The organism is Halorubrum halodurans, from assembly GCF_002252985.1.
Classification (GTDB): domain Archaea; phylum Halobacteriota; class Halobacteria; order Halobacteriales; family Haloferacaceae; genus Halorubrum; species Halorubrum halodurans.
In genome coordinates, this window is record NZ_NHPJ01000059.1 from 34,923 (window position 1) to 59,914 (window position 24,992).

The 24,992-nt window shown below is 59.8% G+C and carries 21 protein-coding genes and 1 pseudogene; 9 read left to right on the plus strand and 13 right to left on the minus strand.

Going from position 1 to position 24,992, the window contains the following annotated elements; genetic code table 11:
- Positions 1–31 precede the first annotated feature (31 nt).
- Positions 32–1,402 carry a P-loop NTPase gene (locus DJ70_RS05365; RefSeq protein WP_094530856.1) on the plus strand — a complete coding sequence of 457 codons (1,371 nt, stop codon included), beginning with the start codon at positions 32–34 and terminating at the stop codon, positions 1,400–1,402.
- 108 nt (positions 1,403–1,510) lie between these two features.
- Here DJ70_RS05365 and DJ70_RS05370 read toward each other — a convergent pair whose 3' ends face one another.
- From DJ70_RS05370 to DJ70_RS05385, 5 genes are all read right to left on the minus strand, one after another.
- The gene (locus tag DJ70_RS05370) at positions 1,511–2,494 is read right to left on the minus strand and encodes an ArdC-like ssDNA-binding domain-containing protein (RefSeq protein WP_094530858.1); all 984 of its coding nucleotides are present in this window, start codon (positions 2,492–2,494) and stop codon (positions 1,511–1,513) included.
- An 87-nt stretch (positions 2,495–2,581) separates the two neighbouring features.
- On the minus strand, positions 2,582–2,929 hold the full coding sequence (locus DJ70_RS05375; protein ID WP_094530860.1) for a hypothetical protein: 348 nt from the start codon (positions 2,927–2,929) through the stop codon (positions 2,582–2,584).
- Between the two features lie 140 nt (positions 2,930–3,069).
- Positions 3,070–4,287: a homing endonuclease associated repeat-containing protein gene (locus DJ70_RS16700; protein WP_143420940.1), complete on the minus strand. Its 1,218-nt coding sequence runs from the start codon at positions 4,285–4,287 to the stop codon at positions 3,070–3,072.
- Positions 4,288–4,469: 182 nt separating this feature from the next.
- On the minus strand, positions 4,470–6,140 hold the full coding sequence (locus DJ70_RS05380; protein ID WP_179233978.1) for a sensor histidine kinase: 1,671 nt from the start codon (positions 6,138–6,140) through the stop codon (positions 4,470–4,472).
- 215 nt (positions 6,141–6,355) lie between these two features.
- A complete protein-coding gene (locus tag DJ70_RS05385; protein WP_094530939.1) occupies positions 6,356–6,571 on the minus strand; it encodes a hypothetical protein in 216 nt (71 codons plus the stop codon).
- Positions 6,572–6,703: 132 nt separating this feature from the next.
- On the opposite strand from DJ70_RS05385, the gene DJ70_RS05390 reads away from it, so the two are divergent.
- Positions 6,704–6,910: a heavy-metal-associated domain-containing protein gene (locus DJ70_RS05390; protein ID WP_094530864.1), complete on the plus strand. Its 207-nt coding sequence runs from the start codon at positions 6,704–6,706 to the stop codon at positions 6,908–6,910.
- Here the strand turns inward: DJ70_RS05390 and DJ70_RS05395 are convergent.
- Positions 6,907–9,183 carry a heavy metal translocating P-type ATPase gene (locus DJ70_RS05395; protein WP_094530866.1) on the minus strand — a complete coding sequence of 759 codons (2,277 nt, stop codon included), beginning with the start codon at positions 9,181–9,183 and terminating at the stop codon, positions 6,907–6,909. The two genes, DJ70_RS05390 and DJ70_RS05395, sit on opposite strands and share 4 nt — an antisense overlap.
- A 131-nt stretch (positions 9,184–9,314) precedes the next feature.
- Between DJ70_RS05395 and DJ70_RS05400 the strand changes: the two genes are divergently transcribed.
- Positions 9,315–9,914, plus strand: a complete 600-nt coding sequence (locus DJ70_RS05400; RefSeq protein ID WP_094530868.1) for an ArsR/SmtB family transcription factor — start codon at positions 9,315–9,317, stop codon at positions 9,912–9,914.
- Here the strand turns inward: DJ70_RS05400 and DJ70_RS05405 are convergent.
- Complete coding sequence (locus DJ70_RS05405; RefSeq protein WP_004048573.1) at positions 9,861–10,670, minus strand: hypothetical protein; 810 nt, start codon at positions 10,668–10,670, stop codon at positions 9,861–9,863. The genes DJ70_RS05400 and DJ70_RS05405 overlap by 54 nt on opposite strands.
- Positions 10,671–10,773: 103 nt before the next feature.
- Here DJ70_RS05405 and DJ70_RS05410 point away from each other — a divergent pair, with 103 nt between their 5' ends.
- Complete coding sequence (locus DJ70_RS05410; protein WP_004048574.1) at positions 10,774–11,181, plus strand: CopG family ribbon-helix-helix protein; 408 nt, start codon at positions 10,774–10,776, stop codon at positions 11,179–11,181.
- 3 nt (positions 11,182–11,184) lie between these two features.
- Here the strand turns inward: DJ70_RS05410 and merA are convergent, their stop codons facing one another.
- Positions 11,185–12,639 (minus strand): mercury(II) reductase, encoded by a 1,455-nt coding sequence (merA, locus tag DJ70_RS05415; protein WP_094530870.1) that lies wholly within the window; start codon positions 12,637–12,639, stop codon positions 11,185–11,187.
- Positions 12,640–12,717: 78 nt separating this feature from the next.
- Here merA and DJ70_RS05420 point away from each other — a divergent pair, with 78 nt between their 5' ends.
- The 3 genes from DJ70_RS05420 to DJ70_RS05430 all read left to right on the plus strand — a co-directional run bounded on the left by DJ70_RS05420 (position 12,718) and on the right by DJ70_RS05430 (position 16,464).
- On the plus strand, positions 12,718–13,062 hold the full coding sequence (locus tag DJ70_RS05420) for a winged helix-turn-helix transcriptional regulator (protein WP_094530872.1): 345 nt from the start codon (positions 12,718–12,720) through the stop codon (positions 13,060–13,062).
- A 553-nt stretch (positions 13,063–13,615) separates the two neighbouring features.
- On the plus strand, positions 13,616–16,114 hold the full coding sequence (locus tag DJ70_RS05425; protein ID WP_094530874.1) for a heavy metal translocating P-type ATPase: 2,499 nt from the start codon (positions 13,616–13,618) through the stop codon (positions 16,112–16,114).
- A 164-nt stretch (positions 16,115–16,278) separates the two neighbouring features.
- A complete protein-coding gene (locus tag DJ70_RS05430) occupies positions 16,279–16,464 on the plus strand; it encodes a DUF7333 family protein (RefSeq protein ID WP_094530876.1) in 186 nt (61 codons plus the stop codon).
- Positions 16,465–16,610: 146 nt separating this feature from the next.
- Here the strand turns inward: DJ70_RS05430 and DJ70_RS05435 are convergent, their stop codons facing one another.
- Positions 16,611–17,813, minus strand: a complete 1,203-nt coding sequence (locus DJ70_RS05435) for a hypothetical protein (protein ID WP_094530878.1) — start codon at positions 17,811–17,813, stop codon at positions 16,611–16,613.
- 291 nt (positions 17,814–18,104) lie between these two features.
- Here DJ70_RS05435 and DJ70_RS05440 point away from each other — a divergent pair, with 291 nt between their 5' ends.
- Both DJ70_RS05440 and DJ70_RS05445 read left to right on the plus strand, forming a co-directional pair.
- Positions 18,105–18,809 carry a metal-dependent transcriptional regulator gene (locus tag DJ70_RS05440; RefSeq protein WP_094530880.1) on the plus strand — a complete coding sequence of 235 codons (705 nt, stop codon included), beginning with the start codon at positions 18,105–18,107 and terminating at the stop codon, positions 18,807–18,809.
- Positions 18,806–19,546 (plus strand): TMEM165/GDT1 family protein, encoded by a 741-nt coding sequence (locus tag DJ70_RS05445; RefSeq protein WP_094530882.1) that lies wholly within the window; start codon positions 18,806–18,808, stop codon positions 19,544–19,546. The genes DJ70_RS05440 and DJ70_RS05445 overlap by 4 nt, the downstream gene beginning before the upstream one ends.
- A gap of 144 nt (positions 19,547–19,690) precedes the next feature.
- Here the strand turns inward: DJ70_RS05445 and DJ70_RS17735 are convergent, their stop codons facing one another.
- From DJ70_RS17735 to DJ70_RS05465, 4 genes and pseudogenes are all read right to left on the minus strand, one after another.
- Complete coding sequence (locus tag DJ70_RS17735; RefSeq protein ID WP_241991999.1) at positions 19,691–19,945, minus strand: SpoIIAA family protein; 255 nt, start codon at positions 19,943–19,945, stop codon at positions 19,691–19,693.
- A gap of 355 nt (positions 19,946–20,300) precedes the next feature.
- Positions 20,301–22,949 (minus strand): heavy metal translocating P-type ATPase, encoded by a 2,649-nt coding sequence (locus tag DJ70_RS05455; RefSeq protein WP_094530884.1) that lies wholly within the window; start codon positions 22,947–22,949, stop codon positions 20,301–20,303.
- 316 nt (positions 22,950–23,265) lie between these two features.
- Positions 23,266–23,667, minus strand: a pseudogene (locus DJ70_RS05460) (hypothetical protein); the annotation flags it as partial.
- A gap of 37 nt (positions 23,668–23,704) precedes the next feature.
- On the minus strand, positions 23,705–24,982 hold the full coding sequence (locus DJ70_RS05465; RefSeq protein WP_094530886.1) for an RNA-guided endonuclease TnpB family protein: 1,278 nt from the start codon (positions 24,980–24,982) through the stop codon (positions 23,705–23,707).
- Positions 24,983–24,992 lie beyond the last annotated feature (10 nt).

Sequence of the window (24,992 nt, forward strand, 5' to 3'; positions counted from 1 at the left end):
ACCTCGAAATGCCGACGCCGACCACACCACCATGACAGACCCAACCGTTGACACGCCCGACGACGCGCACGCCGCCGACGAACCGACCGATCACGAGTCGCCAGCCGACGCCGTGGAGGCCGAGCTCCGGAAGGTCCGCGACCCGGACGCCGGCGTGAGCGTGTTCGAGGCGGGCGTCGTCGAGGACGTCTCGGTCGACGACGGCGCCGCGACGATCACCGCGGACCTGCGCGAGTTCCCGCGTGACGCGGCCGAGCGAGTGTCGGCCGCCATGGTCCGGGCGGCCTCCGACGCGCCGGGCGTGTCGAACGCGCGGATCGAGCAGGTCGATCCGAGCCCGGACCTCGACGGGCGCTCTGCGGGGATGGGGACCGCGGACCGGGTGATCGCGGTCGCGAGCACGAAGGGCGGCGTCGGGAAGACGACCGTCGCGACGACGCTGGCGTGCGCGCTCGCGGCCGGGGGTGCCGGAGACGATGCGGGCGGGGAGGCCGACGACGAGGAGGTCGACGCCGAGCGCGACGACGCCGACGCCCCCTCGGTCGGCCTGTTCGACGCCGACATCTACGGCCCGAACGTCCCCGAGGTCGTCGGGGCGAGCGGCCCCGTCTACAGCGACGACGACGGGAACCCCGTCCCGGTCGACGTCGACGGGTTGGAGGTGATGAGCGTCGGGCTGCTCTCGGACGACGGCCCGCTCGCGTGGCGGGGCGCGATGGCGCACGACGCGCTCTCGGACCTGTTCGAGACCGCCGCCTGGAGCGACCCGGACACCGTCGTCGTCGACATGCCGCCGGGAACGGGAGACGTGGCGTTGACAACCCTTCAGGAGGTGCCGGTTGACGGTGTTGTTCTCGTCACCACGCCGTTCCAAGCCGCCGTCTCCGACACCGGGCGCGCGTTGGAGCTGTTCGAGGAGAACGACGTGCCAGTCCTCGGCGTCGTCTCGAACATGGGGGAGTTCGTCTGCGACGAGTGCGGCACGCCACACGACCTGTTCGGTGGTGACAACCCCATCGAGGCGCTCGATCTACCGGTGCTCGCGGAGCTCCCCTTCGATCCAGAACTCCAGTCGACGCCGAAGCCGAGCACCGACTCGCTTCCCGAGTACGCAGCGGAATTAGCGGTTGCGGTCGACGAGCGCTACGAAGAGATCTGGTCGGTCGATCCGCCCGCTGACGCTCTCGACCTCCGCGGACTCGATCCGGAGGCCCGCAAGGAGCGCGTCGAAGCTCAGTTTCGCGCACTCGACTCGGGCGAAGAGTTGTTTATTGTGAGCGATCGCGACCCTGCGCCAGTCCAGGGGTTCCTACTCGATCTGGTCGACGCCGACGGACTCCAGAATTTCCGCGTCAAGCGACAGAATCCGGAAACGTGGTTCGCACGAGCAACGCGCCCGTGAACACTCGTTATCGTCTTCGTTAGATCGAAAGCGACCACCAATCTGTTCACTTCGAGGTTGCCGGGGTGTCAGCGATTCTGTTTCTCTCGATCGTACGTGTCAGGGTATCTATGAGCGAGGATCTGTTCGACGTGTCGACCGTCCGGTTCGCTGGAGCTGTGACAGTCTGTCTTCGAGGACGTCGATGAGTTCTTCTGCCGTTCGACTAATCCGGCCGAGGCGCTCGCGAACGATCTCGGGATCGTCCGACTCCCACGCAGCGAGGTAGAACGCTGACCCGCTCGTGTCGAGCCCGCAGTAGCGCCCGACGACGTAGGCGACGGCTTCGGCCTCGACTTCGCGTTTCGCCCGCTCGGTGTCGTCGTCGACATCGAAGTGGAGCAGGGCGTGTGCGTACTCGTGAATCAGCGTCCGCGCGAGGTTGGCCTCGTTCTCCCGATCACGCACCTCGACGAGCGGCTGAACGTCGACGAGGCTCAGCTGCTCGCAGATGCCCTTCGCCTCGCCGTGGGTCCACTCCTCGGCTGGAACGATCCGCACCGTCACGCCGAGGTCGTCAGCGGCGCCAGTCAACTGTTCGACGAGGTCGCCGGCGTCCCCAGTCGCTTCCGTGTCCAGGTCGGGAAGCGGTTCGCCCTCGGTCTGGGAGACGTCGAACACCGGCGCGGGCTTGAACCCGACCAGCCCCTCGGACCACTCCTCGGGCGGCGTCTCGTCGTACTCACAATCGCTGTCCTCGTGGTAGCTCGGGGAGTTCTCGCACTCCGGGCACTGTTTCGCGATGATTGGCGCCCAGATCCAGATGGCCGACTCACCCTCCGTGACGTGACGGTCGAACTCCTCCTGCCACGTCCGGTAGCCAGCCACGCGGGTTGCCTCGGGACACTGCCGCTTGATCAGGAGCGTGTTCCGATACGAGTAGTCGTGGAAGCGACTCTGGACGTCAAGCCACTCCTGAAACTCCGCGCTGGCCTGCGCGTCGTCGACGCCGGCGACGAGGTCGTCGATCCACTGTTCGATCGTACTGTTCATCTCGTCGGATCGCGTGTCGGTCTGGTCGAAGGAGACCGACGAATCACTGGTCGTAGCCATTGTGTTCACCGAATCAAGTTCACGGCAACTGCGTCTGCTCAGACCGCGCCGCACCCCTCAGGGGCGTTCAAAAAACCGCTCTATCGGTCAGCGGAGCTCGTGGCGTTCGTCCACAAAGCCAACCGAGACGAGGTACTCGAGGAACTCGTCGAACCGTTCGACGTCACTGGGGGTGTCGGTCGCAAGGTGACGTGCCCACTCGATGGCCCATTGGAAGGCGGGATCCGTGCCGCCCTTGCCGTGAATGTACCACCATCGGGCCGCTTTCAGCACGACCAGCGGATTCGTCGGCGGCTGCTCACCGGCGAGTCCACGGGTGATGGATTCGATTTCGTCGGGGACGTCGGCGGAATCGACCTCTGCTGATTGCGTGTTGTCGATATCGACCGGGATCTCGTCGATCGAGACGTTGTCGGGACTCTGTTGTTGACTCATTGAAAGTCACCTCTGAGAGCTTTCGAAGGAGCCCTCGCCCTCTCTGGGGCACGAAAAACAGGTCGCGAAGTCACGCCGGCGGGAGGTAGACGCTCTGCTCGCCGGCAGATACCTTTGTGCTGAACGTGGGACTTCGCTTGTTAGTCAACTACTGGTTGGACTGGCAGCCGTTCGAGTCGGCGATGGCACGGGATACAGAGAGTCAGCAGGTTACTCGGTACATCTGCATCGTCGACCGACTGGTCTGGGTCGTTGTAGAACCGGCGTCGAGGAATCCGGTGGTGAACCGGGAGATAACGACCGAATTTCTCGCGGTGAGCTTCACGGCCCATACCGCAGCGAAGGCAGGACTCGTTGTCACGGGTGATGATCTCCTCACGAATCTGTGGCCAGTTCGAGCCAAACGGAACTATCTCAGTATCTGACTGACGGTAGTTTTCTAGATAGTCCGGGTCGGCCGCTTGAAGGGCCGTTCGCCACGTTCCGAATTCACGCTGATACGGATCGATGGTAAACTTCCCGTGTTCGTTCATTTCCGTTGTTGTCGGTGGGTGGCCCAGCTCATTCGCAACAGCCCGCAGTTCGGCTAATAACTCCTCCCGTGGAATTCGCCACCGCTCATTCGGCTCGAAGCCGGCAGCTCGGAGAGCTTCATTCCACGAACCGAATCGCTCCTGATAGACTGCTGCACTCCATTTCCCTTGGTTTCGCATTTCATCCTTCCGAGGGACATGGCCTAGCTCTTCGGCGAGACGGTTGAGTTCGGATATCAGATCCTCCTCGCTCACATCCCATACGGAGTGGACTTCCAACTCAGCCTGTCGAAGAGCACGATTCCAGGTTCCAAACGCTCGCTTGTACGAATCCGAGGTGTAGGGGCCACTCCGGTCCATTTCATCTGTTGTGGGCGGTCGACCCAGTTTCTCAGCGAACCCCTGTAAGGCAGTAATGAGTCTCTCTTCGGAGAGGTTCATTTCAACGTTCGGCTCAAAATCGGCCGCCCGTAGTGCTGCATTCCATCCTCCAAATCGCTTGCAGTATGTCTTCACCGAATACTTTCCGTGAGCACTGTATTCACGCTCTGACGGGGTTCCTCCCACGATGTCGGCAACCGATTTGAGATCAGTAAGGAGGTCCTCTTCGGACGTCGATGGTCGTCCGTCTGGATCATTCGTTCCGGTTTGAAGTCCGGCAGCCTCGAGTGCGTTATTCCACGACTCGAACCGATTCCCGTACGTCTTCGAAGCATGAGGTCCTGAATCGTCCATCTCACTCTGCGATGGGGGACGACCGAGTTCCTCAGCGAACTTCTGGAGCCGATTGAGGAGTTCATCGTCTGAGTACAGCTTCTTGCCCATGATTTCTGAGGGGATTGAGTCACTCAGTTTGGTCCCGACTCGGTATTTGAATGTCCGCACTCACTCATTCCGGATATTGATCGGAACGGCGACTCAAGGGGCGATCCTCGCGAGTCGTATGGCAGCCACCCCCACTTTTTGGAAGCGACGGCTCGCCGACTAGGATATACTGAAATTCAGTACTAAGACGTCTTATTCGACGGTTTATGGATAGGCAGTTCGACGACGAAGACTGAACCAGTTGGGTCGTTGTCCTCGACCCATACGTCACCACCGAATTGGTCCGTCAGGAGATGGACGAGATATAGACCAATCCCCGATCCTGGACTGTCCAATCCTTTCTCCCCTTTCCCGAAGATTTGTTCTTTCTGTTGGTCAGGAATGCCAGGTCCATTATCTGCAATCCGGTACCGGACAGTCTCTGAGTTCTCTTCACAGGAGACGGTGATCTCAGGGGTCTCTTTGTCGTTGTGTCGGACCGCATTCTCGAGGATATTCCGGAAAACCGAAGAAAGCATCTCGTTTGCCTGTACCGACACGTCGCAGAGTTCACCCGATACGTGAAACTGCGCGTTCGGGAACGAATCACGTACTGCAGCGAGCTCAGCGTCAAGAAGTGGCTGAAGCTGGATTTCTTCTAATTCAGCTGTTCCTTCTTCTGAGAGTGATTCAACGAACTCACGTGCGACCTCTGTGAACTGAATTACGTGCCGGGACTTCTGTAACACTCGGTCCAGAGCGTCTTCCCCATCTTCATCGATATGGTCTTTGAGGATCTCGGCCCATCCGAGAATCACGGTCATATCGTTCCGGATATCGTGTCGAACCACGCGATTTAACGCCTCGAGTTGTTCGGTTTTCTCTTCGAGTCGCTGTCGATATGACTCGCGTTCAGTTACGTCGGTAACCGTCACTAATTGGCCGGTCGTTACCTCACCTGCTAAGAATGGCGTGCTCGACACGTCATAATACCGTGTTTCACCTTCCTGCGTAATTGTCAGGATATCTTGTTTGGTGAGATGATCTGCGAGTGCGGTATTCACAGCCTCAAGCGGTTCGCCAAAGGAATCCTCAAGGGTTGGAAACAGTTTGCGAGCCGCTTGATTGTAATCCTGAATCCGGGTTTCTTGGTCGAGGAAGATTGCGGGTTTCTCTGACTCCCCGGTTAATCGGATTGCCTCAAACCGTTGTCTGTAGAAGAAGAGCGTTCCAACGGCGAAGAGGGCGACGCCAGGCGGCTCATACATTAATGGGAGCAGCCAGTCGACCTGGCCGCCAATAATCGTTGCAACAGCTGGGAGGCCTGAGAGTCCAACGAGCACGACGAGCGGACGGCTGTCACTCCCAGTATGATGGAACCGCTCCATCAGTACGAAGAATCCGACAGCGATGGCGGCATATGATAACCCCAAGACGATCCAGTAGAGCAGTTCGTGATGGATCACGAGGTGTGGGAATGGTTCTGTGACCCATTCCGTCGTAAAGTAGAGATTGTGGAGTGGATTCGTGACTTTGAGAGCGGTGAAAAAGAGGAACGTCCCGAGTATGAGGTTTCGGAATGGGGCGTGTCGAGGTGGCCGACCGGTATATGCAGCACAAAAGTAGAGCCAGGCCCCAACGGCGACGAACGCAAAGATGAAGCCAAATATATAGAAATCGAGTTTCCCCGCACACGTCGGTGCGAGAAGATAGCCAATGTACCCTCCAGACCACAGAGCAACAGAACCGAGGAAGACGATCAGTCCTTCACGTGTCTCCGGATGCTGTATCTTCCGTGCTTGTGGAATAGTCGCCACGCAGGCAATCGCAGATAGTGCGAAAATTATGACGTGACCTAGAAGGAGGGGATTCATTATCCAGATAAAGGGTTGTTCTCGGGGTATTAAATAACGGTTTGGAACAGCCCTCTTACAGGGGGATATCCGGGCTTCTTCCGGCCACTAGGCATTCTTTCTCTCGGTCGATTCCCAGAGTTGGCGTCCAACTCATAAGGCTCCAACAGTACTGGTACAGCCGATTAACCAACAATAAGGAAACCGACGCGGAAGGTGTTGGTTAAGAACAGAGCTTACTCTTCGTTCTCACGCAGCTCTTCAGCCTTCCACTTGAGCCGGCGCAGAATCTGCGTTCGATTTTGGTGGGCGTTCTCGTAGGCAACACACTCTTGCAGGGTCTCCATATCGGGAATCGTCGCGATACCGGCCTTGATCAGGTGCGTGTTCGATGCTTCAAGCCGCTTCTCTGGCGGGAATTCGTCGCTCTCTTCGTCGTTAGTAGTTCCCATCTCGAAGAGCCTCCACCCCTTTGGGGCCGACACAAACAACTCTCCGGACGATAACGCCTCATCTCTAATAGAGATAATACCGGTATAACAGCTACCGTAATGGTCATCCCCCGCGAGTGTTTACAGGCCCGTATGGAGCGAAAGACGATCTCCGTCACCGGGATGTCGTGCAACGGGTGCGAACAGAACGTGGAGACCGCCCTGCGAAACCTCGACGGTGTGAGTCGGGTCGAGGCCAATCACGACGCTGACACGGTCGACGTGGTTCTCGAGGATGGAGTCGCAGACGACGACGTGAACGCGGCAATCGAACAGGCTGGCTACGACGTCAAGGCCTAATCGGCCGCCGCTCGGCCGTCTTCCCGCTCGCCCTCGGTGTGTTCGTCGAGGGCGAATTCGGTGTTGACACCCTCACCCGAGAGGAGCTGACCAGCGAAGCTGTTGGCGAGGACGGCCGAGACAGACAGCACCATCGCGAGCATCGCGAACACCGGGTGGACGAGCCCGGTCGTCGCGGCGGCGACACCGACCCCGTTGAACGCGAAGGCCGTCGCGAGGTTCTGGCGGGTCTTCCGGTAGCTCTCGTTCCCGATCTCGTAGGCGTCCATCACGCCACCAAGCCGGTCACCCATCAGGACGATATCCGCCGACTCGATGGCGATGTCGGTCCCAGCGCCGATGGCGATGCCGATGTCCGCCTGCGTGAGTGCAGGAGCGTCGTTGATGCCATCGCCGACCATCGCCACGCGGTGGTCGGCTTCCTGCAGGCGCCCGATCTCCTCGCGTTTCTCGTCAGGGAGGACGTCGGCCATAACCCGGCCGATGCCGATCTCTTTGGCGACCGCGTTCGCGGTGCGTTCGTTGTCGCCGGTGATCATCACGGGCGTGATGTCGGCGTCGCGCATCCGCCGGATCGTCTCGGCGGCATCGGCTTTGATTTCGTCGCCGATGCCGATCAGGCCGATTAGGTTACCACCACGGACGACCCCAGAGACGGTGAGGCCGCGGCCCTGAAGTCGCTCAATGTCGTCGGCCCTCTTCGACAGGTCGATTCCCTCGTCGCTGAGCCATCCCGGTTTCCCGACCAGCACGTCGTCGCTGGCCACGGTTACCCGGACGCCCTTGCCGGTCACGGAATCGAAGGCGTCGGGGTCTCCGTACTCGAAGCTTTGCTCGTCGGCGGCCTCGAGGATCGCATCGGCAAGTGGATGTTCGGAGAACGCCTCCGCGCAGGCCGCAGTCGTGAGTACATCCACCTCGTCGGCACCGAAGGCGACGACCTCACTGACGGCGGGTTCGCCGACGGTGATCGTGCCAGTCTTGTCCAGCACGATGTGGTCGACGTCGGGGAAAATCTGGAAGGCGTCACCGGAGCGCATCAGGATGCCTCGGTCAGCGGCCTTCCCGCCGCCCCGAATTAGCGCGAGCGGTGTCGCCATCCCGAGGGCACATGGATAGCCGAGCACGAGGACCGCCAGCGCTGCGAACGGCCCGCGCTGGACGTTGGGGGCTGCACCCCACGCAAGCGGTGCGACCACCCAGAAGAGGAACGAGAGCGCGGCAATCGTCAAGACGCCTGGGACGAAGTACTTGAGGACGCGGTCGGCGAGCTGAATGATGCCGGGCTTCATAGCGCGTGCTTCCTCGATTTCGCGGGCCACCTGGTTCAGGAATGCGTCCTCGCCCGTTGCAGTTACCTTGATGAGCAGCGTCCCGGTCTCGTTGACGCTGCCGCCGATCACTCCGTCGCCCTTCCCCTTCTCCTCGGGGATGGACTCACCGGTGGCAACCGACTCGTCGACTGTGGATTTACCCTCGACGACCTCACCGTCTACGGGGATGTTCTCGCCGGGCTTGACCCGGACGTAGTCGCCGACGTCGAGGCCGTCGAGGGGGACTTCCTCGACGTCACCGTCCTCACCGATGCGGCGTGCCGTGTCGGGCTGGAGGTCGAGCAGGTTCTGCACGGCCTGCGAGGACCGCGTGCGGACGATGAGGCTGGTGTACTCCGAAAGGATGTGATAGGTGGTGATGAACACGGAGACGGCGAAGAAGTGGACGGTCGGGAAGCTTGGGAAGACAAACAGGCCGAGTAACCCACCGAGGAGCCCTGCGAAGGCGCCCGCCTCTAGGAGGACGTGCTGGTTGAAGATCCCCCGGCGAAGGCTCTGGAACGCCTTCTGTTTGATGTAGCGACCGGGACCGAACATCGTCCCGAGGGCCAGCCCAACGGCCACCAGATCCATCGCCGGTGACGCTGACTCGAAGCGTCCCATTACGAGAATCATCCACCCCATCAGGGCAGCGACAACGATAGATGCGCCGCCGGCGATGAGGAGACGGCGCTTCCCGTCGGCGAGTTCGGCCTGCTGCTGCTCGTATCGTTTCGCCTTGTCCGGATCTCGGATGGTGTAGCCGAGATCCCGAAGCGTGTCCTTCACCTCGACCTCGCTCAGGCGGTCATCGTCGTACTGGACGAGGACCTCCTCGTGGGCGAGACTTACGTCGACGTCCTCGACGCCGTCGGTCCGGCTGTAGGCCTTCTTGATACTCTCGGCACAGAAGGAGCAGGACATTCCCCCGACGTTGAATTGTTCGTGTGTCGTTCCCATCGTGGTCGCTAGTTAACCAGCGAAGTGGATAACCATTACGACTAGTATTATAGCGGTATCGAACAACTAAGACTGCTATTGAATGTGTAGCGTTACTCTTACTATCGTCGTTCCCCTACGTCCTCACAAGAATGGCGCTCCTCGAATCCGACGTGCCGATCCGTGAAGTCGTGACGACGGCCCCGGAGAAAGCGAAAGCGTTGGAGAACGACGTCCGGGCGAAGATTCTCGATATGCTCGCAACCGAGGAAATGACGATCGAGGAGATCCACGACGAACTGCATCGTCGCGGTGAGGAGAAGGCCGAGACGACGGTGCGCCACCACGTGAACGTCCTGCAGGACGCCGGGATGGTCGAGATCGCCCGTCTTGAGGAAGCTGGCGGCGGGACGCGGAAGTTCTACAAGTCGAACACGCGGATTTTCTCGTATGACCTTCCAGAGGACGCCGAGCAGACGCTCGCTGGGGCGCAGGAAACCGCGACAGCCGAATTAGCAGGACTCGTCGAGACGCTCTATGGGGAGCACGGCGACGAGATCGAGGCAGTGGCACGAGAAATGAAGCCGTGCGAGTACTGTGCAACACAGCATTACGAGGAGTTCGTCCTCCGGAAACTGCTAAATCGCGCGCTTATTGACCTCACTGAGAATGGGACGGTGGAGAGCGTTCGGCGTGATTCAGAAGACGCCGGCGATGAAGCCGAGTCCCATGACGACGAGGACGATCGCTGAGAACAGCGGCAGGTACGGTGTGTACTTCTCCACCGTTTCTTCGTACTCCTGAAAGCCGGCGATGAGGAGCATCGTTAACCCGACGATGCCGACGATGACCGTCAGCGCATACGCAGTCATCAGCTCCAGACAGTACGTCGAACCGGCACAGAGGCCGATAATCTCGAATTCTTCTTCGTGAGCGAACCCGAGGACGAATGCGAACCAGGCGATTCCGAGTAGCCCGCGGTCGGCGTCAGTAGCCGGATCGGTCCTGTGCTCGTGGGAGTGCCCTCTGATTTCTCCAAGCCGAGTTTTCACCCAGGTAAGAACCCCATCCGGGGCGTGTTCGTGCGTGGGTGACGTGCCGTGACTGTGGTGGGTCGACTGCTCCTCCGTATGCCCATCGTGGTCGTCCTCGTGCTGGTGAGAATGGCCGTGTGTGTACTCTCGAATCCCGAGTCCGATGAGTAAGATGCCTGCGACGATGCTGACCGGACCGCCGATGGAAACGCCGCCAAGAATCGAGATCGGCTCGTTCACCTGCGTCAACCGAAAATAGGATTTCGCGTAAAAGAACACGCCGACCATCGCCAGACTGCTAATGAGGTGGCCGATGCCGATTAGCAAGCTGCTGGCGAGTCCGTAGAGCCACTTGTTGGATTGATCGAGCGCATAGCTCGCAGCGACCGGCCATCCGTGTCCGGGCTCGATGCCGTGTACAAATCCGAGAGCAATCGCGCCGACCAATACTGGTAACGCCTCGCCGTGGAGCATTCATCTATCTCTCTATCCCTGCGTTGTATAGCGGTTGTTAAGACTGAAACGGGGGTCCCGTAATAATCGAGGGGTCAAGACAGTAGGGGATCAATTGGGGAGTATGCGCACGAGCTTGAACGTGTCTGAGGACATTCTCGAGGAGTTCGACGAGACGTGGCAGGCTGAGGGGTTGGATTCCCGCTCGCGGGCGATTCGTGAAGCGATGCAGGAATACATCGAGGGGCACTCACAACTCGAAGAGGTTTCGGGTGAGGTCGTCGCTGTACTGGCGTTCGATTACCAGCACCACGAGGTGATTCACGATCTCCATACTGCCCAGCACCAGTTTCAGGACGTCATCGAGACGATGAGCCACACCCACCAGGGCGAGTGGTGTTTAGAGACCGTCTTCTGTCATGGCGATGCGGCGCGGGTGCGGGAACTCGTGTATCGGCTCCGTGATTTCGATGGGGTCGGTCGCGTGAAGACGATGCTCCTCCGCAGTACTGCGCCGGCCGACCCGGAGTGAGATTCATTCGATACAGCAGCTCATTGTCGACGTGTCCCGTCGGAACGCCTGACAGGTGTGTTTGAACGCCTCGCTGAACGTCGGGAACGGGTGGACGGTGTCGATGATGTCGTCGACAGTCAGCCCAAACCTCACAGCCAGCGTGGCTTCCATGATCATGTCGGCGGCACGCGGCCCGACCATGTGGACGCCGACGATCTCGTCGGTCTCGTGGTGTTTGACGACCTGGACGAGGCCATCCGTGTTCTTGACTGCCTTCGCCCGCGGGACATCCGCCATCTGGATGGTCTGGCACGAACAGGTGCCGTGCTCGTCCATATACTCGCGTTCTGTCGTCCCGACGGCTGCGACTTCCGGGCTGGTGAACACGACTGCGGGGACTGTATCGTAGTCGATGCTGACGCCCTCGTTGCCGAAGGCGTTCTTGACGGCGTGATTGCCCTCCTTGGCGGCGACCGTCTCCAGTTCGGGCTCGCCGATCACGTCGCCCGCTGCGTAGACGTCGGGATTGGTCGTCTGGAAATGCTCGTCGACGTGGATCGCGCCATCGGATTCGGTCTCGACGCTGACTGCTTCCAAGCCGATGTCCTCGCTGTTGGGCTGGACGCCTGTCGCGACGAACAACGCCTCGGCGGTGAACGCTCGTTTATCGCCCTCAATGACAGTCTCCACAGCGACGCCCTGCTGACCAGAGTCAGCACTATTGTCGGTAGCCACACCCTGAACCTGCTGGAAGTCGTTACCGGTCATGATGTCGATCCCTTCCTCGCGGAAGGCTCGTTCCATCTCCCGGCCGAGCTGGCCTTCCATACCTGAGAGCACGTGACCGGAGCGCTGGAGAACCCTTACGTCGACGCCGACACGGTGGAGGATCTGGCCCCACTCCAGCGCGATGTACCCGCCGCCGACTATCAGAATACTCTCGGGAAGGTCGCGCTCCTCGAGGATTGTCTCGCTCGTGTAGTAGTCGATGTCGTCGAGGCCGTCGATGGGTGGTGCCCACGGTGAACTCCCGGTCGCGACGAGAGCCTTTTCTCCAGTGATGCGCGCGCCCTCGTCGGCGCCGTCGACGACCTCGATGGTCGTGTCGTCGACGAGCCGGCCATAGCCCTCGTAGATGTCGGTCTCGAAGCGCTCAGCGACGTCGACGTAGTTCTCCTGCCGGAACCGCTCGACGAGTTCGTTGGTGCCGTCGAGGGCGTCGGCCCAGTCGACAGTCGGCTCTTCGGGATATGTGACGGCGTCGAAGGGATTCTCCGACGCTGCAGCGCCACTCTCGGCGACGGCGAGTAGATGCTTACTCGGGACACAGCCGACGTTCACGCACGTCCCGCCGATGGGAAGGCCGGTGTTCACCATCGCCGTTGAAAGATCTCGGCGGCTCGCTTCAGTGATCGCGGCGAAGGCTGCGGCGCCACCGCCGAGAATCACGAGATCATAGTCGGACGTCTGGGCCATCTGTGTCTATACTTTACGACGGGAAGTTCTTATACTCCAGAGTCCAAAGCTATAGAGTAGGTTGGAGGCTACGAAGCTATGGCAGATACTACTTCATCAGCGCCCGCGTGCGATGTCGAGGGGACGTGCTACTGTCCGCTCACAGGAGTTATCGACACGTTGAGCCGGAAATACGCGATGCAACTCGTCAGCATCATCGGCGCACACGACTCACTGCGGTTCGCGGAGATCGAGGAGCACCTCCCAACGGCGAGTACCTCGACAATCTCGAAACGCCTCGACGAATTTGAGGAGGCAGGGATCGTCTCACGGACGCAGTATAATGAAATCCCGCCGCGTGTCGAATATGCGTTGACCGACGATGGCGACGAGGTTCGAACGCGACTGGAGCCGTTACTCGAGTGGGCAACTGAAAACAGCTGAGCTAAGACAATTCGCGGTTCAGCTCATCGCGTCCTGGAACCGCTCACGGAGCGCGTCCTCACGTTCCTCGAACTGGTCGACCTTCTCCTGTAGATCGTCGCTGACGCGCTCGATGCTCGCGAGCGCCCGCTCGCCGGCCAGCGACGCCTGCGACCCGTCGTCGACATGGAACCCAGCCCCCTGCGAGAGAGGTCTACCTGTCCGAGCGCAACCGCCGAGCCACGTTGGCGATCCGTCAACGAATACGAACCACCGATGTCTGCGGGTGATACGATAAACAAATCATACAGGACGAGCCTGAGGAAGGGTGGTGGTCGGATACTACCGGATACACCGTCTGATTATAGATGTGACTAACAAATTTCACATCGACCTTCGGACGATATTCTGTTCGATAGATAGCGATAGCCACATAAACGCGACATTCATACGTTACTATGACTAACTGTCTCTTTACAATTCCACTGTTCCTATATTCATAAACTATGTACTGTGATGTCCGCTTGAGTCTGCGTGCTATCCGACTGGGGAAACGGGTCACGTCCGTCGCAAAATGAGCGATAAGTGTTCCTTGTGTGGTCGATCGATTCAGTCATCCGCTTTTGAGGCTCCTGGTGAGCAGGCGTTCTGTTCGAGCGGGTGTCACGACGTGTACACGACACTCGGAGCGACCGGTTCCCATGACGACACCCAAGCCGCATCTGAGAGCGAGAGGATACAGGAAGAGGATGTGCTGCCCGATTCGGACGGTTCGCAGACGTTTCTCCGGATCGACGGGATGTACTCCGCGACGTGTGAAGCGTATCTCGAGTCGCTCGCCGAAACCCAATCGGGAGTCATCTCCGCCGAGGCAAGTTATGTTACCGAGACGATCCGAATCGACCACGATCCGGCTACCGTTTCGAAGGAGACACTGCGTGACGCGTTGAGTACACTCGGGTACACAGCATACCTCCGTGACGACGCCTCGACAGAGGCGGATACAGCCGGCGGAACGACGCGCCGGTCGCGGGAGATGGGTGGCATTCGAAAGCGGCGAGACGATCAACTTCTGGGCATGCGGTACTCCGTTGGCTTCCTTTTCGGCGCGTTCCTGTTGGTCCCGTACGTCGCGATTCTGTATCCCGCGCAACTCGCGTCAATATTCGACTGGCAAGCGCTCGCGATATTCGAGGGCGCGTTCCGGCTGGACAGTCAGGGCGCGTTCGTGTTCCTCCGACTCTACTTCGTGATGACCGGGATCATCCTCGTCTTCACCGGGCTTCCGGTGTTGCGGGGTGCGTACATCAGTCTGAAAATGCGTCGGCCGAACACCGACCTATTGGTCGCGATCACCGCGGTGAGCGCGTATTTGTACAGTACGGCCGCCGTCATCCTCGGACAGAATGATATCTTCTACGACCTCGCGATCGTCGTGACGGCTGCGGTCACCGCGATGGTGTTCTACGAGTCGTCGATCAAACAGCGCGCACTCGACCGGCTCACCGAGCTCACGATATCGCAGGTCGAGCAGGCGCGGACGTACGACTCAGACGGAACCACTCAGGACGTTCGCGTCGAGGACCTCGAGGCGGGTGACGTCGTCCTCGTTCGACAGGGGGAACGCGTGCCGGTCGACGGTGAACTCGTCGAAGACAGCTGTACCGTCGACGAAGCGATCGTGACCGGTGAGTCGCTTCCGGTGGTGAAACGCGCCGGCGACGACGTGATCGGGGGGTCGATCGTCACGGACGGCGCTGCGTTGGTCCGCGTCGGCCCGGACGTGACGAGTAGTATCGACCGGATAACGACCGCCGTCTGGGACTTACAGAGCGCGACGCATGGGGTCCAGCGGCACGCCGATCAACTCGCGTCGTACGCCGTGTTCCTCGTCGTCGGAGCCGCCGTCACGGTCGGCAGCGTCGGGGCGCTCGCATTCGGGATGGCCCCGCCCGACGCTGCCCTGCTCGCGCTGTTGGTCCTCCTCGCCGGCTCGCCGTGGGCGCTCGGACTCGCGACGCCGTTGTCGGTCGCGAAGAGCCTCTCCAGTGCGCTCCGGCGCGGGATCATCATCTTCGACGAAACGGTCTTTGAACGGCTCCGCGACGTCGACATCGTCGTTTTCGATAAGACGGGAACGCTCACGACCGGAGAGATGGAGGTGATCGAAGCGGACGCGCCCCCCGAGTTGCTCGACGCCGTCGCCGAACTCGAACAATGGGCGTCACACCCCGCCGCGAACGCAATTGTGACGGCCTTCGCCGACAAGGACGGGGGCGACGACACGGAGGATCAGTTGGACTCGGCAGACGACGCGGTCGGAACGGAAGGCGTCGGTCAGATACGGGAGTTCACGAACCACCGGTCCGGTATCGAAGGCGTGATCGGCGACACGTCGTATCTCGTTGGGAACCTCGATCTGTTCGCGGAACAGGGGTGGACGGTCGACGACGACATCCGGTCGCGGATCGCCGACGCTCGGGGATTCGGTCAGTTGCCGGTCGTGATCGGTCGTGATGGGGCGGCAGAGGGGCTGATAGTCGTCGGCGACGAGCCGCGGGACGGCTGGGACGACACCGTCTCTCGGCTCGGGGAACGAGGCACGGAGGTCGTCGTCCTGACCGGCGACGACGAGGAGGCGACGGACTTCTTCAAGCGACACGACGCCGTGACGCACGTCTTTGCGACGGTTCCGCCGGAGGGGAAGACGGTGACGATCCGGCGACTCAAATCCGACGGGCAGGTTGCGATGGTCGGTGACGGCACCAACGACGCCCCAGCGCTCGCCGCCGCCGATCTTGGCATCTCGCTGGGCGGCGGGACGGCGTTGGCCGCCGACGCCGCCGACATTGCGATTGTCGATAACGACATCCGCTCCGTCGAAACCGCGTTCGACCTCGCGGGAGCGGCTCGCCGTCGCGTGAAACAGAACAATCTTCTCGCGTTCTCCTACAACGGTATCGCGCTCGCGGCGTTGGCCGTCGGGTTCTTCAATCCGCTGACGGCAGCGGCCGCGGTCATTGCCAGTGGTGGGTTGCTCGCCGTAAACACTCGACGGAAACTCCTCGGGTAGCGAGGTACGGTCGCCGACGGACCTCGGATCCGAATCGCCCTACTGACGTGGAAGAGTGGCCATCTATTATTCGGACGTCGTCGATCCAATCGGTGCGGTCGTCACCCGACTCCGACTCGTTTCTGTTTCTAAAGGACTATTCTTGTCTAGACACTACTACAACCATGGAGCTCGACTTCGTGCGCTCGGTGGCTCCGCTCGCCGTGATCGTCGCCGTCGCAACGGTCGCGCTAACCGCCGTGATGGCACCTTCGACCGTCTTCATGATGGTTCTCCCCTCGATGATCGCGTTCTCGGTGGTCGCGTACTTCTTCGGGATGAAACACGGCGAATTCCGCGGTAGTCCGTAGCGGCCCTGTCCGGCACCGCCCCCAAACTCACAGTGTCACTCCGTCTGAAGCGTCCTCATTCGGTTACCACCCCTGGTTGTCCATACTTCGTTTTCAACAAGTCTCGATGAACGATCAGCAGCCGAGGATCGACGTGGCCGGGATGTTTACTCGGTGACTCCCGCACTGAGCTCAGACGCGTCCTGCCGGACGGGCGTCGGGGAGTCGATCGAATACACGAGCGTTCCGGTGAACAGTGCGATGCTCCCTAACAGGAATATCGAACTGAGCGGCGACGCCGAATCGACGAAGATCCAGTATATCGGCGCCGCGATCGTCGGGCCGGCCGCGATGACAGCGACTTGGGAGACGAGGGGGCCACAACACCCACACGTACACGCACCGACGACCGTCGCCGTCCCGGCCGTGCTCTGTGTCGCTCCCGCCTGCTGATCGAGACGCCACGAGTGAGCGACGGCGGCCGCGTTCAACCCCACGAGGACGCCGAGAAGTCCGAGCACGATGACTACACCGGGAGAGATCGCGATGAAAAACGGAACGTCGGGGAGCAGGATCTCGAGGGTGGGCCATCGCACGATCTGATACAGTACGTTCAGGACCGCCACGGTCGTCTCTTGCGGAGCGCCCTCCTCACTAAAGAAGGATAGGTATCCCGTCGTCGCCATAAAGAAGAGGCTCACCATGGCTCCGACGCTGAATCCGAACCGACGCGCCACCGGGTCCCGAAGGATCGTCGACAGTGCCGTGCCAACGTCGTTCCAGAGAATGTAGCCGACGAGTAGTGGTGTTGCGAGGACGATCCCGTACCCGATCGGGTTGGTGTAGCCGCTGAATCCGGGCAGTAGATACGGGTACAGTATCCAGCCACCGAGCAGCATGCCGAGAGCCATGTACCGGGGACGTGTCGTCCATCGCACGAGTCCAGTGATGAAACTCGCGACCACGACCAACAGGCCGGTTCCGATCGCGAGCGGCTGATACCACGACCGCGGGAACGGCATCGATCCCGCCTGATACGTCGGATCCGGGGCCAGGCCTTCGAAGATGATCGCGCCGGCGATAGCAACACCGATGCCGACCGCAATTCCGTACAGAGCGGTTCTCGGCGAGATCCGCTTGCTTCGCTTGAGGAAGACGAGCGCACCAACTCCGAGGGCACCGATACCAGCGATCGCCAACCCGTGCGATTGTGAGAGTGCTGACGACTCTGCGGCACCGTGAGCGGAAGCCGTCGGGACCAGTGAAAGCAGGCCGATCCCGACCGGAACCAAGACAAACAGACGGATCAACCTCTTGCGAGAGTTTGGTTCGCCACCGTCTGTGTTCTTCTCATAACCTCTCTGTACCATTATCGTCGTTTTGTGACCCGTACACAACAGTCTGTCTCTTGTGCCCATCGCGAGCCCCGCTACCTACTCTCCGGGCCAGCCCTCTCGATTACGCCTCGGAAGTGCCAACTCGACGAGGATGTGTTTGTAGGCTTCCTGTTCAATCCATTTTTTAGAGCTTTCTCTCAGTGTATATATCTCACCTGCGGGTAATGGGACACGTTCTACTATTCCCTTTCAGAAATCTGGTATATTTGGCACTTTCGCGTACAGCCAAAGTATTAAATTAGGGTAGGCTAAATTATGACCCAAATGTCTCCGAGTCCAGTTATCGAAGACACCCTCAAAACGATCTACCATCTCCAGCAGGAAGCGGGTCCACCGGTTGGGACGTCTGCCATTGCCGACCGGCTTGACAAGGCACAAGCAACGGTCACGAGTACGCTCGACCGTCTTGAAGACCAGGAACTGATCACACGCGAACCGTACCAGGGGTGCGAGCTCACTGACAAGGGCCGCACTGTTGCGGTCGAAGTACTTCGGCATCACCGGCTCCTCGAAACCTATCTGGCCGACCACCTCGATTACCCGTGGGAGCAGGTCCACGAGGAAGCCGACAGACTCGAACACCACATCAGCGAGGAGTTCGAACGGCGGCTCGCCGAGACACTCGAGAATCCCCGGCGAGACCCCCACGGCGATCCGATTCCAGGTGAAGATCTAGAGCCACCGAATCAGGACCCCATGACACCCCTGTCAGCCTGTGAGGTCGGCGATCGAGTGGTCATCACTCGCGTTAGCGATCGCAACGAGGATGATCTTGCGTACTTGGCCGATGTCGGGATCACGCCGGGCACAGCTGTTCATATTGTCGATGTCGCCCCGTTCGGCATGATTACTCTGGATGTCGACGGCACTGAGCAAGCCATTCCCGAAGAGGTTGCGACGTCGATCCGCGTGACCTCCCTGAACGACGTCGACGACTCGGTGAGCGTGGACCACCGGGGTGACGCATGACGCCGTTTCTGGAGATCGTCGTAATCGCGGCCATCGCGCAGCTCACCGTCCTGCCGGGCGAGAAGGTCCAGTTCATCATCGCCGGGCTCTCGACCCGGTTCAAACCACTGGTGGTCGTCGCGGCGGCTGGGACAGCGTTCGCGGGCTGGACCGTCCTCGAGATCCTGTTCGGTCAGGCGCTCCAGCAGGCGCTCCCGGGCGTCGTCCTCGACGGGATTACGGCGGCGCTCTTCCTGCTGTTCGCGGTGTTACTCGTCCGGTCAGCCCCTGGTGGGCACAACGTCCCAGTCGAGAGCGGCACTCAAACGGATGGTGGCGTCGTCGGGACACGAATCACGGACATCAACCCGGAGTTCGAAGCGTTCGGCTACTCAATTGGCGGGCAACTGGGCGAGTTCCTCACCATCTTCGCGATGATGGCTGCCGGGGAGTTCGGCGATAAGACCCAGCTTGTCACCATCGGGCTGGCGGCACAGTACGGGGCTAGTGCTGCCATCTGGGCAGGCGAAATGTTGGTCATCATCCCGGTGAGCCTTGCGAATGCGTACTTTTTCCACACGTTCTCACACCGCTTCGACGTCCGGAAGGCCCACTACGCCGGGGCGGCACTGTTTGGGTTCTTCGGGGTGGATACGATTTTAGGGATAGCGACCGGCCCGGAAGCGGTGTTCGGTCACAACAGCCTCTGGGAAGCGATCGTCAGCGCCGCTTCGGATGCGCTCCTCGCAGTCGTGTGACCACTTCTCGCTTGCCGTACTACGGTGGGACTGTTGATTCCTCATCGAAACTCACGGCTGAGACGTATCTCATACGCTGGGATGCCAATCTTCCGGGGCAGGAACGTGCTGTTTGTGGTACGGGAACCGAATCCTATCTATCACTCATCCCTTCTCGGAAAACCAGTCGAGTGCTCTCTCGCGCTCGGTACTGTCGAAATATCGCATCTCGTCGGGCGCGACCGGCCAGATCGGCCGGACGACACGCCACCAGTCGAAGAGCAGCTTCGCCCACCTCGAATTGCCGACTGCTGCGTACCGGTCGATGTCGAAGTCGGGACCGTATCGCAGATCGGGAACGACCCCGTGGAGGTGTGTGAGAAACGTCCTGAAACTCCAGTTTGGAACTTCCTCGTACACGTGGATGTGTTCGTGCTGGTCGCTTTTTTCGACGAGAAGCGAGTACAGTCTCGATAGCCTGCTCTCGTCCCCCGCCCGACGCGAATCGCAACGAGGTTCTCGTTCGTCTCGTCTAACACCTCGAATATTCGATTGGATGCTGCGTGGGACATCGTTTGTGAGAGTGATTTATCGTCCCGACGAGGCTGGTTTCGTTGTCAGTAGGTTCGCCAAGCTCGATGTCGAAGCCGACGAAGTTGATGACGGCCACGAACGCCAACCGTCGCCTACTCCGCTCTGTACTTCGACGCTGGCCACCACTGTCGTCGTCGTGCTCGTGCGTATGGGTGACATCGTATCGAATGATGAAGGATGGTTAGCTGTCGGGCACCGTGTCTCTATCGTCAATCGCAGGACGGATCCGCGAGAGTCGCATCGCGTTTCCGGTCACCGCGGTCGTCATGCCGGCATCCCCGGCGAGGACAGCGAGCCAGATCGGAACGTACCCGAAGGGGACCGCGAGCGCCAGTCCGGCCTTCACTCCGAGGCTCGCCCAGATGTTCTGTCGGATGACGCCGTTCGCGTCGTTCGCGAGTTCGTAGAGGTACGGGAGCTTCGCGAGGTCGTCGCCCATCAGAGCGATGTCGGCCGTCTCTAACGCGGTGTCCGTCCCGGCCGCACCCATTGCGACCCCCACCGTCGCCGTCGCGAGCGCCGGGGCGTCGTTGATGCCGTCACCGACCATTGCGACGCCGTCGAACTCGTCGACGAGTTCCTCAATCGCGGTTACCTTGTCCTCCGGAAGGAGTTCTGCGTGGTACTCGTCGACGCCGACCTGATCGGCGATCGCGCGGGCGGTCCGCTCGTTGTCACCCGTCAGCATCACCGTTCGGGCAACACCGAGCTGCTTCAATCGCGCCACCGTTCGCTTCGCTTCCGGCCGAATCTCGTCGGCAACCGCGATGACGCCTTCGAGTTCGTCTTCGGTCCCAACGAGAACGACGGTCTTGCCTTCTGCTTGGAGTTCGGGAACGGTCTCTTCGAGGAGATCGAGACAATTGTTCCGGTCACACAGCTGCCGGGCTGTCTGCGTCACGACACCCCCCTCGGTCGTCGCGTGAACGTGTGACAGGTCGAACTCTAACTCTTCAAACAGCCCCGGTTTACCGGCGAAGTGGGGAGTCCCGTCAAGATTGGCGCGAACACCCTTTCCGGTGATGCTCTCGAAGTCATCGACCTCGCGCTCGTCGACCCCTGCGCTACCGGCTTCCGCGACGATCGCCTCACCGATGGGGTGTTCACTCCGTTGTTCGAGTCCCCGTGCACACCGGAGCACGTCCTCCTCCGAGTTCCCGTTTAGGGGAACGACGTCCGTGACGGTGAGTTCGCCTTTCGTGAGCGTTCCCGTCTTGTCGAACGCGACGACGTCAACGGCGCCCATCGCTTCGAGGTGATTGCCGCCCTTGATCAGAACCCCGTTCTTCGCGGCGCTGGTGATTCCCGACACCACTGAGACAGGTGTCGAGATGACGAACGCACAGGGACAGGCCAACACCAGCAGCGTCAGCCCGTAGACGACGGCCGTAGACCAGGTCGTACCGAGGACGTACGGGCTTGCCACTGTCGTCAGGACTGCGAAGACGACGACGACTGGCGTGTAATACGCAGAGAAGCGCTCGACGAACTGTTCGCGTTCGGTCTTGTTCGACTGCGCGTCTTCGACCATCTCCACGATGCGGGAGAGCGTGTTCTCACCGGCCGCGGAGGTGACCTCCACCTCGAGATACCCTTCTTCGTTGATGGTGCCGGCGTACACTTCGTCGCCCGCCGTCTTGTCGACAGGAACGCTTTCACCCGTGATCGGTGCCTGATTGACGGCGCTTTCACCGTCGACGACGGCTCCGTCCATCGGGATTTTCTCCCCCGGCTTGACGACGACGATGTCTCCTACGGCGACCTCGTCGACGGGGATCGTCTCCGTGCCACCATTACGTTTGACGGTCGCTTCGTCCGGCGAAAGATCCATTAGCTCGCGGAGGGAGTTCCGGGCGCGATCCATCGAGTACCGCTCCAGCAGTTCCGCGATGCTGAATAGGAACGCGAGGGTGGCGGCCTCGAAGTAGAGTGCCTCACCGAAGACGAGACTCGCAACGAGTGCGCCGAGAATAGCCACCGACATCAGGAAATCGATATCGAGGTTCAGATTCCGCGCCGAGTAGTAGCCGTTGCGAAGGATCTCTTGGCCACCGGTGGCCACTGCAATCAGGAACAATACGTCGGCAACCAGTAGCTCCGTACCGAGGAGACCTGCGATCTGTATATTCTGGCCGGTCAGGAAGAACTCGAAGAGTAAGCCGAGGGCGACGAATCCCCCGCTCACCCACGTCTTGAGTGCGCGCGAACTGGTCCAGATACTCTCACGTTCTCCGCCCGCTTTGTGATCTCCTGATTTGTCGGTTCTCGTCTCTGTGACCCCGTACCCCGCACTTTCGATCGCCTTAATGACATCAGCTTCCTTCACTCGCGATGACTCAAACGTGACGACGACGGTTCCGGTCGTCGGCCGGGTTTCATACGTCGTGACTCCCGTTTTCTTCAGTGCGTTTTCGATCTTCCCGGCACACGAGGCACAATCCATCTCCGGAACGGTGAGTTTGATCGATGTCTCGCTCTCGTCTTCGACTGTATACCCTGCCTTTTCGACCCGCTCGGCTATTGCAGTAGCGCTCGTTCGCTCGTCGTCGTAGGAGACGGTCAGGGTTCCCGTCGTTGCCTGTGGATTTAGGTCGTTGATTCCGTCTAGCCGCTTGACGCTATTCTCAACTTTCCCCGCACACGAGGGACAGTCCATCTCAGGCACTGCGAACCGTGTAACGGTCCCCTGTTCCCGTGATAGCGAGGACTCATCGATGTCATTCGTGTGTTGTTTGGTGTCATGACTGTGCTGCGATCCCGGTTCATGATTATGTGTTTGACTCGGTGGTCCACCTTGGTCTGTCTGTGAATCATCGTCGGATGGGGTCATTATGCCCCACTAACTGCTACAGTCTTATTAAATCAACTGCGAAAAAAGGGGTATATTTTAATAAGAATTATTAATGAAAGAGAATAGTATTAACATTATTTTAATCCGATCATTTTAATTGTAACACCGAAAACGTATGTTAGTACATACACATGTACTTAATCCAGTTTGCTCATGTAGGGTTTCAAATAGAGGGTTTGTCATGATACTCGCGTCAATTTTCCCGCCGTCGATTGTGAGCGATCCCCCGCTTGTAGCCCTCCACCTCGCGAGGGGAGAGACAAACAGAACAGCCGACTACCTCATCATCGCAGCGTCAGGCCATCGCCTCTTGGAACCGCTCACGCAGCGCGTCCTCGCGTTCTTCGAACTGCTCGACTTTCTCCTGCAGGTCGTCGCTGACCCGTTCGATGCTCGCCAGCGCTCGTTCGCCGGCCAGTGAGGCCTGTGACCCGTCGTCACCGTCCGCCTCTAGCTGCTGCTCGTAGGCCTGCTCGACGCGCTCGATCGTGCCTTCCGGGTTGAACAGGATGTCGTTGGCGATCCGAACGTACTGATCGAGGGACGCTCCCTCTTTCCCCTGGAAGAAGTGGGTGAGCGCGTACGTCGCGCCGGAATGCAGCGTCCACATATCGATCTCGAAGGGGGACGCCGCATTGGCTTCTGCATCGCCGGCGGCACGCTCGGCTAGGTAGTCCGGGAAGCCCAGCAGGCTGTGAACTGTCTCAGGATCAAGTCCTGAGACTTCCCGTGGATTAGTCGGACACTCCCGTGATACCATCGGTCTGATATCCTCGAACGGTATCGTGGGTCACGGTCGGGGCGTCCACGGCCCCCGATGCCTGCCGTCGCACCGTCCGCACAGTGGGAAGGCTGTTGAGAGCAGGCACAGTCCACTCCTGATGGTTTTTGATACCCTTCGCGGCAATGTTGACGCTTGCCCCACGGTCCGCGTGGTCTTGATGTCCACAGTCTCGACATTTGAACCGCTTTTTATTCCGATTCGTACGCTCCGTGTGTCCACACATCGGACACTCTTGGCTGGTGTATTCGGGGTTAATCCAGGCCGTTGGTATGCCCTCGAAACCGGCTTTATATGATGTGTAATGTTGGAGCGCACGGAACGGTAAATGGTGTAAGCGCCGGTTCATCCGCGTGCCGTAGTCGAGACTGTCGCGTATCTCTTTGAGGTCTTCAAAGACGATACACGGGTCCTCGAACTGCCGGCTCCATTTCACGATGTGTCGAGATACTTTGTGGAGCCTATCGCGGACAAACCGCTCTTCCTGATCTTCCAGCGTGTCGTGAACGCTCCGCTTTCCCGCATTCTGGACACGCTTCCGGATCGTGAAATAGCGGTGACGTTCAAACTTAATTTCCGGAAACTCGATGACGATCGTATCCTTGATGCCATCCTCAGAGAACGCCGTGAGGGCTACGTTGTCTTCGTTCACGTCCACGCCGACGACCGTCTGCGAGTCCTGCTTGTCCCGAACGGTCTGATCGGTATTGGTGACGTTGACGTGTAGCTCGGGGCTGTCGTTATGGAATAGGACTTCGGCCGTTCCAATCTCCCACTCATCACTTTCGAGTCCGACTTTGAGGATATCGAGATGGGCGTCACTCCCCTTGAGGAGGCCCTCGACATGCTGGTACGGCTTCGCGCTGATGCGGAACGCAACGTCGCCATCGTCGGTGAGAAACAAGTTGTACCCTTCCTCGTAGTTGGCTCGGAGTGGGTAGATGCCATCTTTCGTGTGGCTCGGTTGGTCAAAGTTGTCGTACTCGTAGTAGTTCTCCATCGCGCCGAGTGCTTTAGCGACGACACGCTGCGTCGTGTTCTTCACGAGGTCGACATCGGCAGCCACACGGTCGGGGATCATGTCCCAGTCCACGCCGTTCTTGGCAAGACGGATCGTTTCGTTATACACCCTCCGGGATTCGATACAGGCACCGTACAGCAGGTTTTCGTTGCCACTTTGTATCTCAAGTTGGAAGTCTAATGTCTTGACAAGTGCCTGTTTCGACGGCATTACTTCCGTT

Bases quoted from the DNA above. Each gene is read 5' to 3' on its own strand.
- DJ70_RS05365 (WP_094530856.1), top strand. From the start codon at position 32: ATGACAGACCCAACCGTTGACACGCCCGACGACGCGCACGCCGCCGAC.
- DJ70_RS05370 (WP_094530858.1), bottom strand. From the start codon at position 2,494: ATGGCTACGACCAGTGATTCGTCGGTCTCCTTCGACCAGACCGACACG.
- DJ70_RS05375 (WP_094530860.1), bottom strand. From the start codon at position 2,929: ATGAGTCAACAACAGAGTCCCGACAACGTCTCGATCGACGAGATCCCG.
- DJ70_RS16700 (WP_143420940.1), bottom strand. From the start codon at position 4,287: ATGGGCAAGAAGCTGTACTCAGACGATGAACTCCTCAATCGGCTCCAG.
- DJ70_RS05380 (WP_179233978.1), bottom strand. From the start codon at position 6,140: ATGAATCCCCTCCTTCTAGGTCACGTCATAATTTTCGCACTATCTGCG.
- DJ70_RS05385 (WP_094530939.1), bottom strand. From the start codon at position 6,571: ATGGGAACTACTAACGACGAAGAGAGCGACGAATTCCCGCCAGAGAAG.
- DJ70_RS05390 (WP_094530864.1), top strand. From the start codon at position 6,704: ATGGAGCGAAAGACGATCTCCGTCACCGGGATGTCGTGCAACGGGTGC.
- DJ70_RS05395 (WP_094530866.1), bottom strand. From the start codon at position 9,183: ATGGGAACGACACACGAACAATTCAACGTCGGGGGAATGTCCTGCTCC.
- DJ70_RS05400 (WP_094530868.1), top strand. From the start codon at position 9,315: ATGGCGCTCCTCGAATCCGACGTGCCGATCCGTGAAGTCGTGACGACG.
- DJ70_RS05405 (WP_004048573.1), bottom strand. From the start codon at position 10,670: ATGCTCCACGGCGAGGCGTTACCAGTATTGGTCGGCGCGATTGCTCTC.
- DJ70_RS05410 (WP_004048574.1), top strand. From the start codon at position 10,774: ATGCGCACGAGCTTGAACGTGTCTGAGGACATTCTCGAGGAGTTCGAC.
- merA (WP_094530870.1), bottom strand. From the start codon at position 12,639: ATGGCCCAGACGTCCGACTATGATCTCGTGATTCTCGGCGGTGGCGCC.
- DJ70_RS05420 (WP_094530872.1), top strand. From the start codon at position 12,718: ATGGCAGATACTACTTCATCAGCGCCCGCGTGCGATGTCGAGGGGACG.
- DJ70_RS05425 (WP_094530874.1), top strand. From the start codon at position 13,616: ATGAGCGATAAGTGTTCCTTGTGTGGTCGATCGATTCAGTCATCCGCT.
- DJ70_RS05430 (WP_094530876.1), top strand. From the start codon at position 16,279: ATGGAGCTCGACTTCGTGCGCTCGGTGGCTCCGCTCGCCGTGATCGTC.
- DJ70_RS05435 (WP_094530878.1), bottom strand. From the start codon at position 17,813: ATGGTACAGAGAGGTTATGAGAAGAACACAGACGGTGGCGAACCAAAC.
- DJ70_RS05440 (WP_094530880.1), top strand. From the start codon at position 18,105: ATGTCTCCGAGTCCAGTTATCGAAGACACCCTCAAAACGATCTACCAT.
- DJ70_RS05445 (WP_094530882.1), top strand. From the start codon at position 18,806: ATGACGCCGTTTCTGGAGATCGTCGTAATCGCGGCCATCGCGCAGCTC.
- DJ70_RS05455 (WP_094530884.1), bottom strand. From the start codon at position 22,949: ATGACCCCATCCGACGATGATTCACAGACAGACCAAGGTGGACCACCG.
- DJ70_RS05465 (WP_094530886.1), bottom strand. From the start codon at position 24,982: ATGCCGTCGAAACAGGCACTTGTCAAGACATTAGACTTCCAACTTGAG.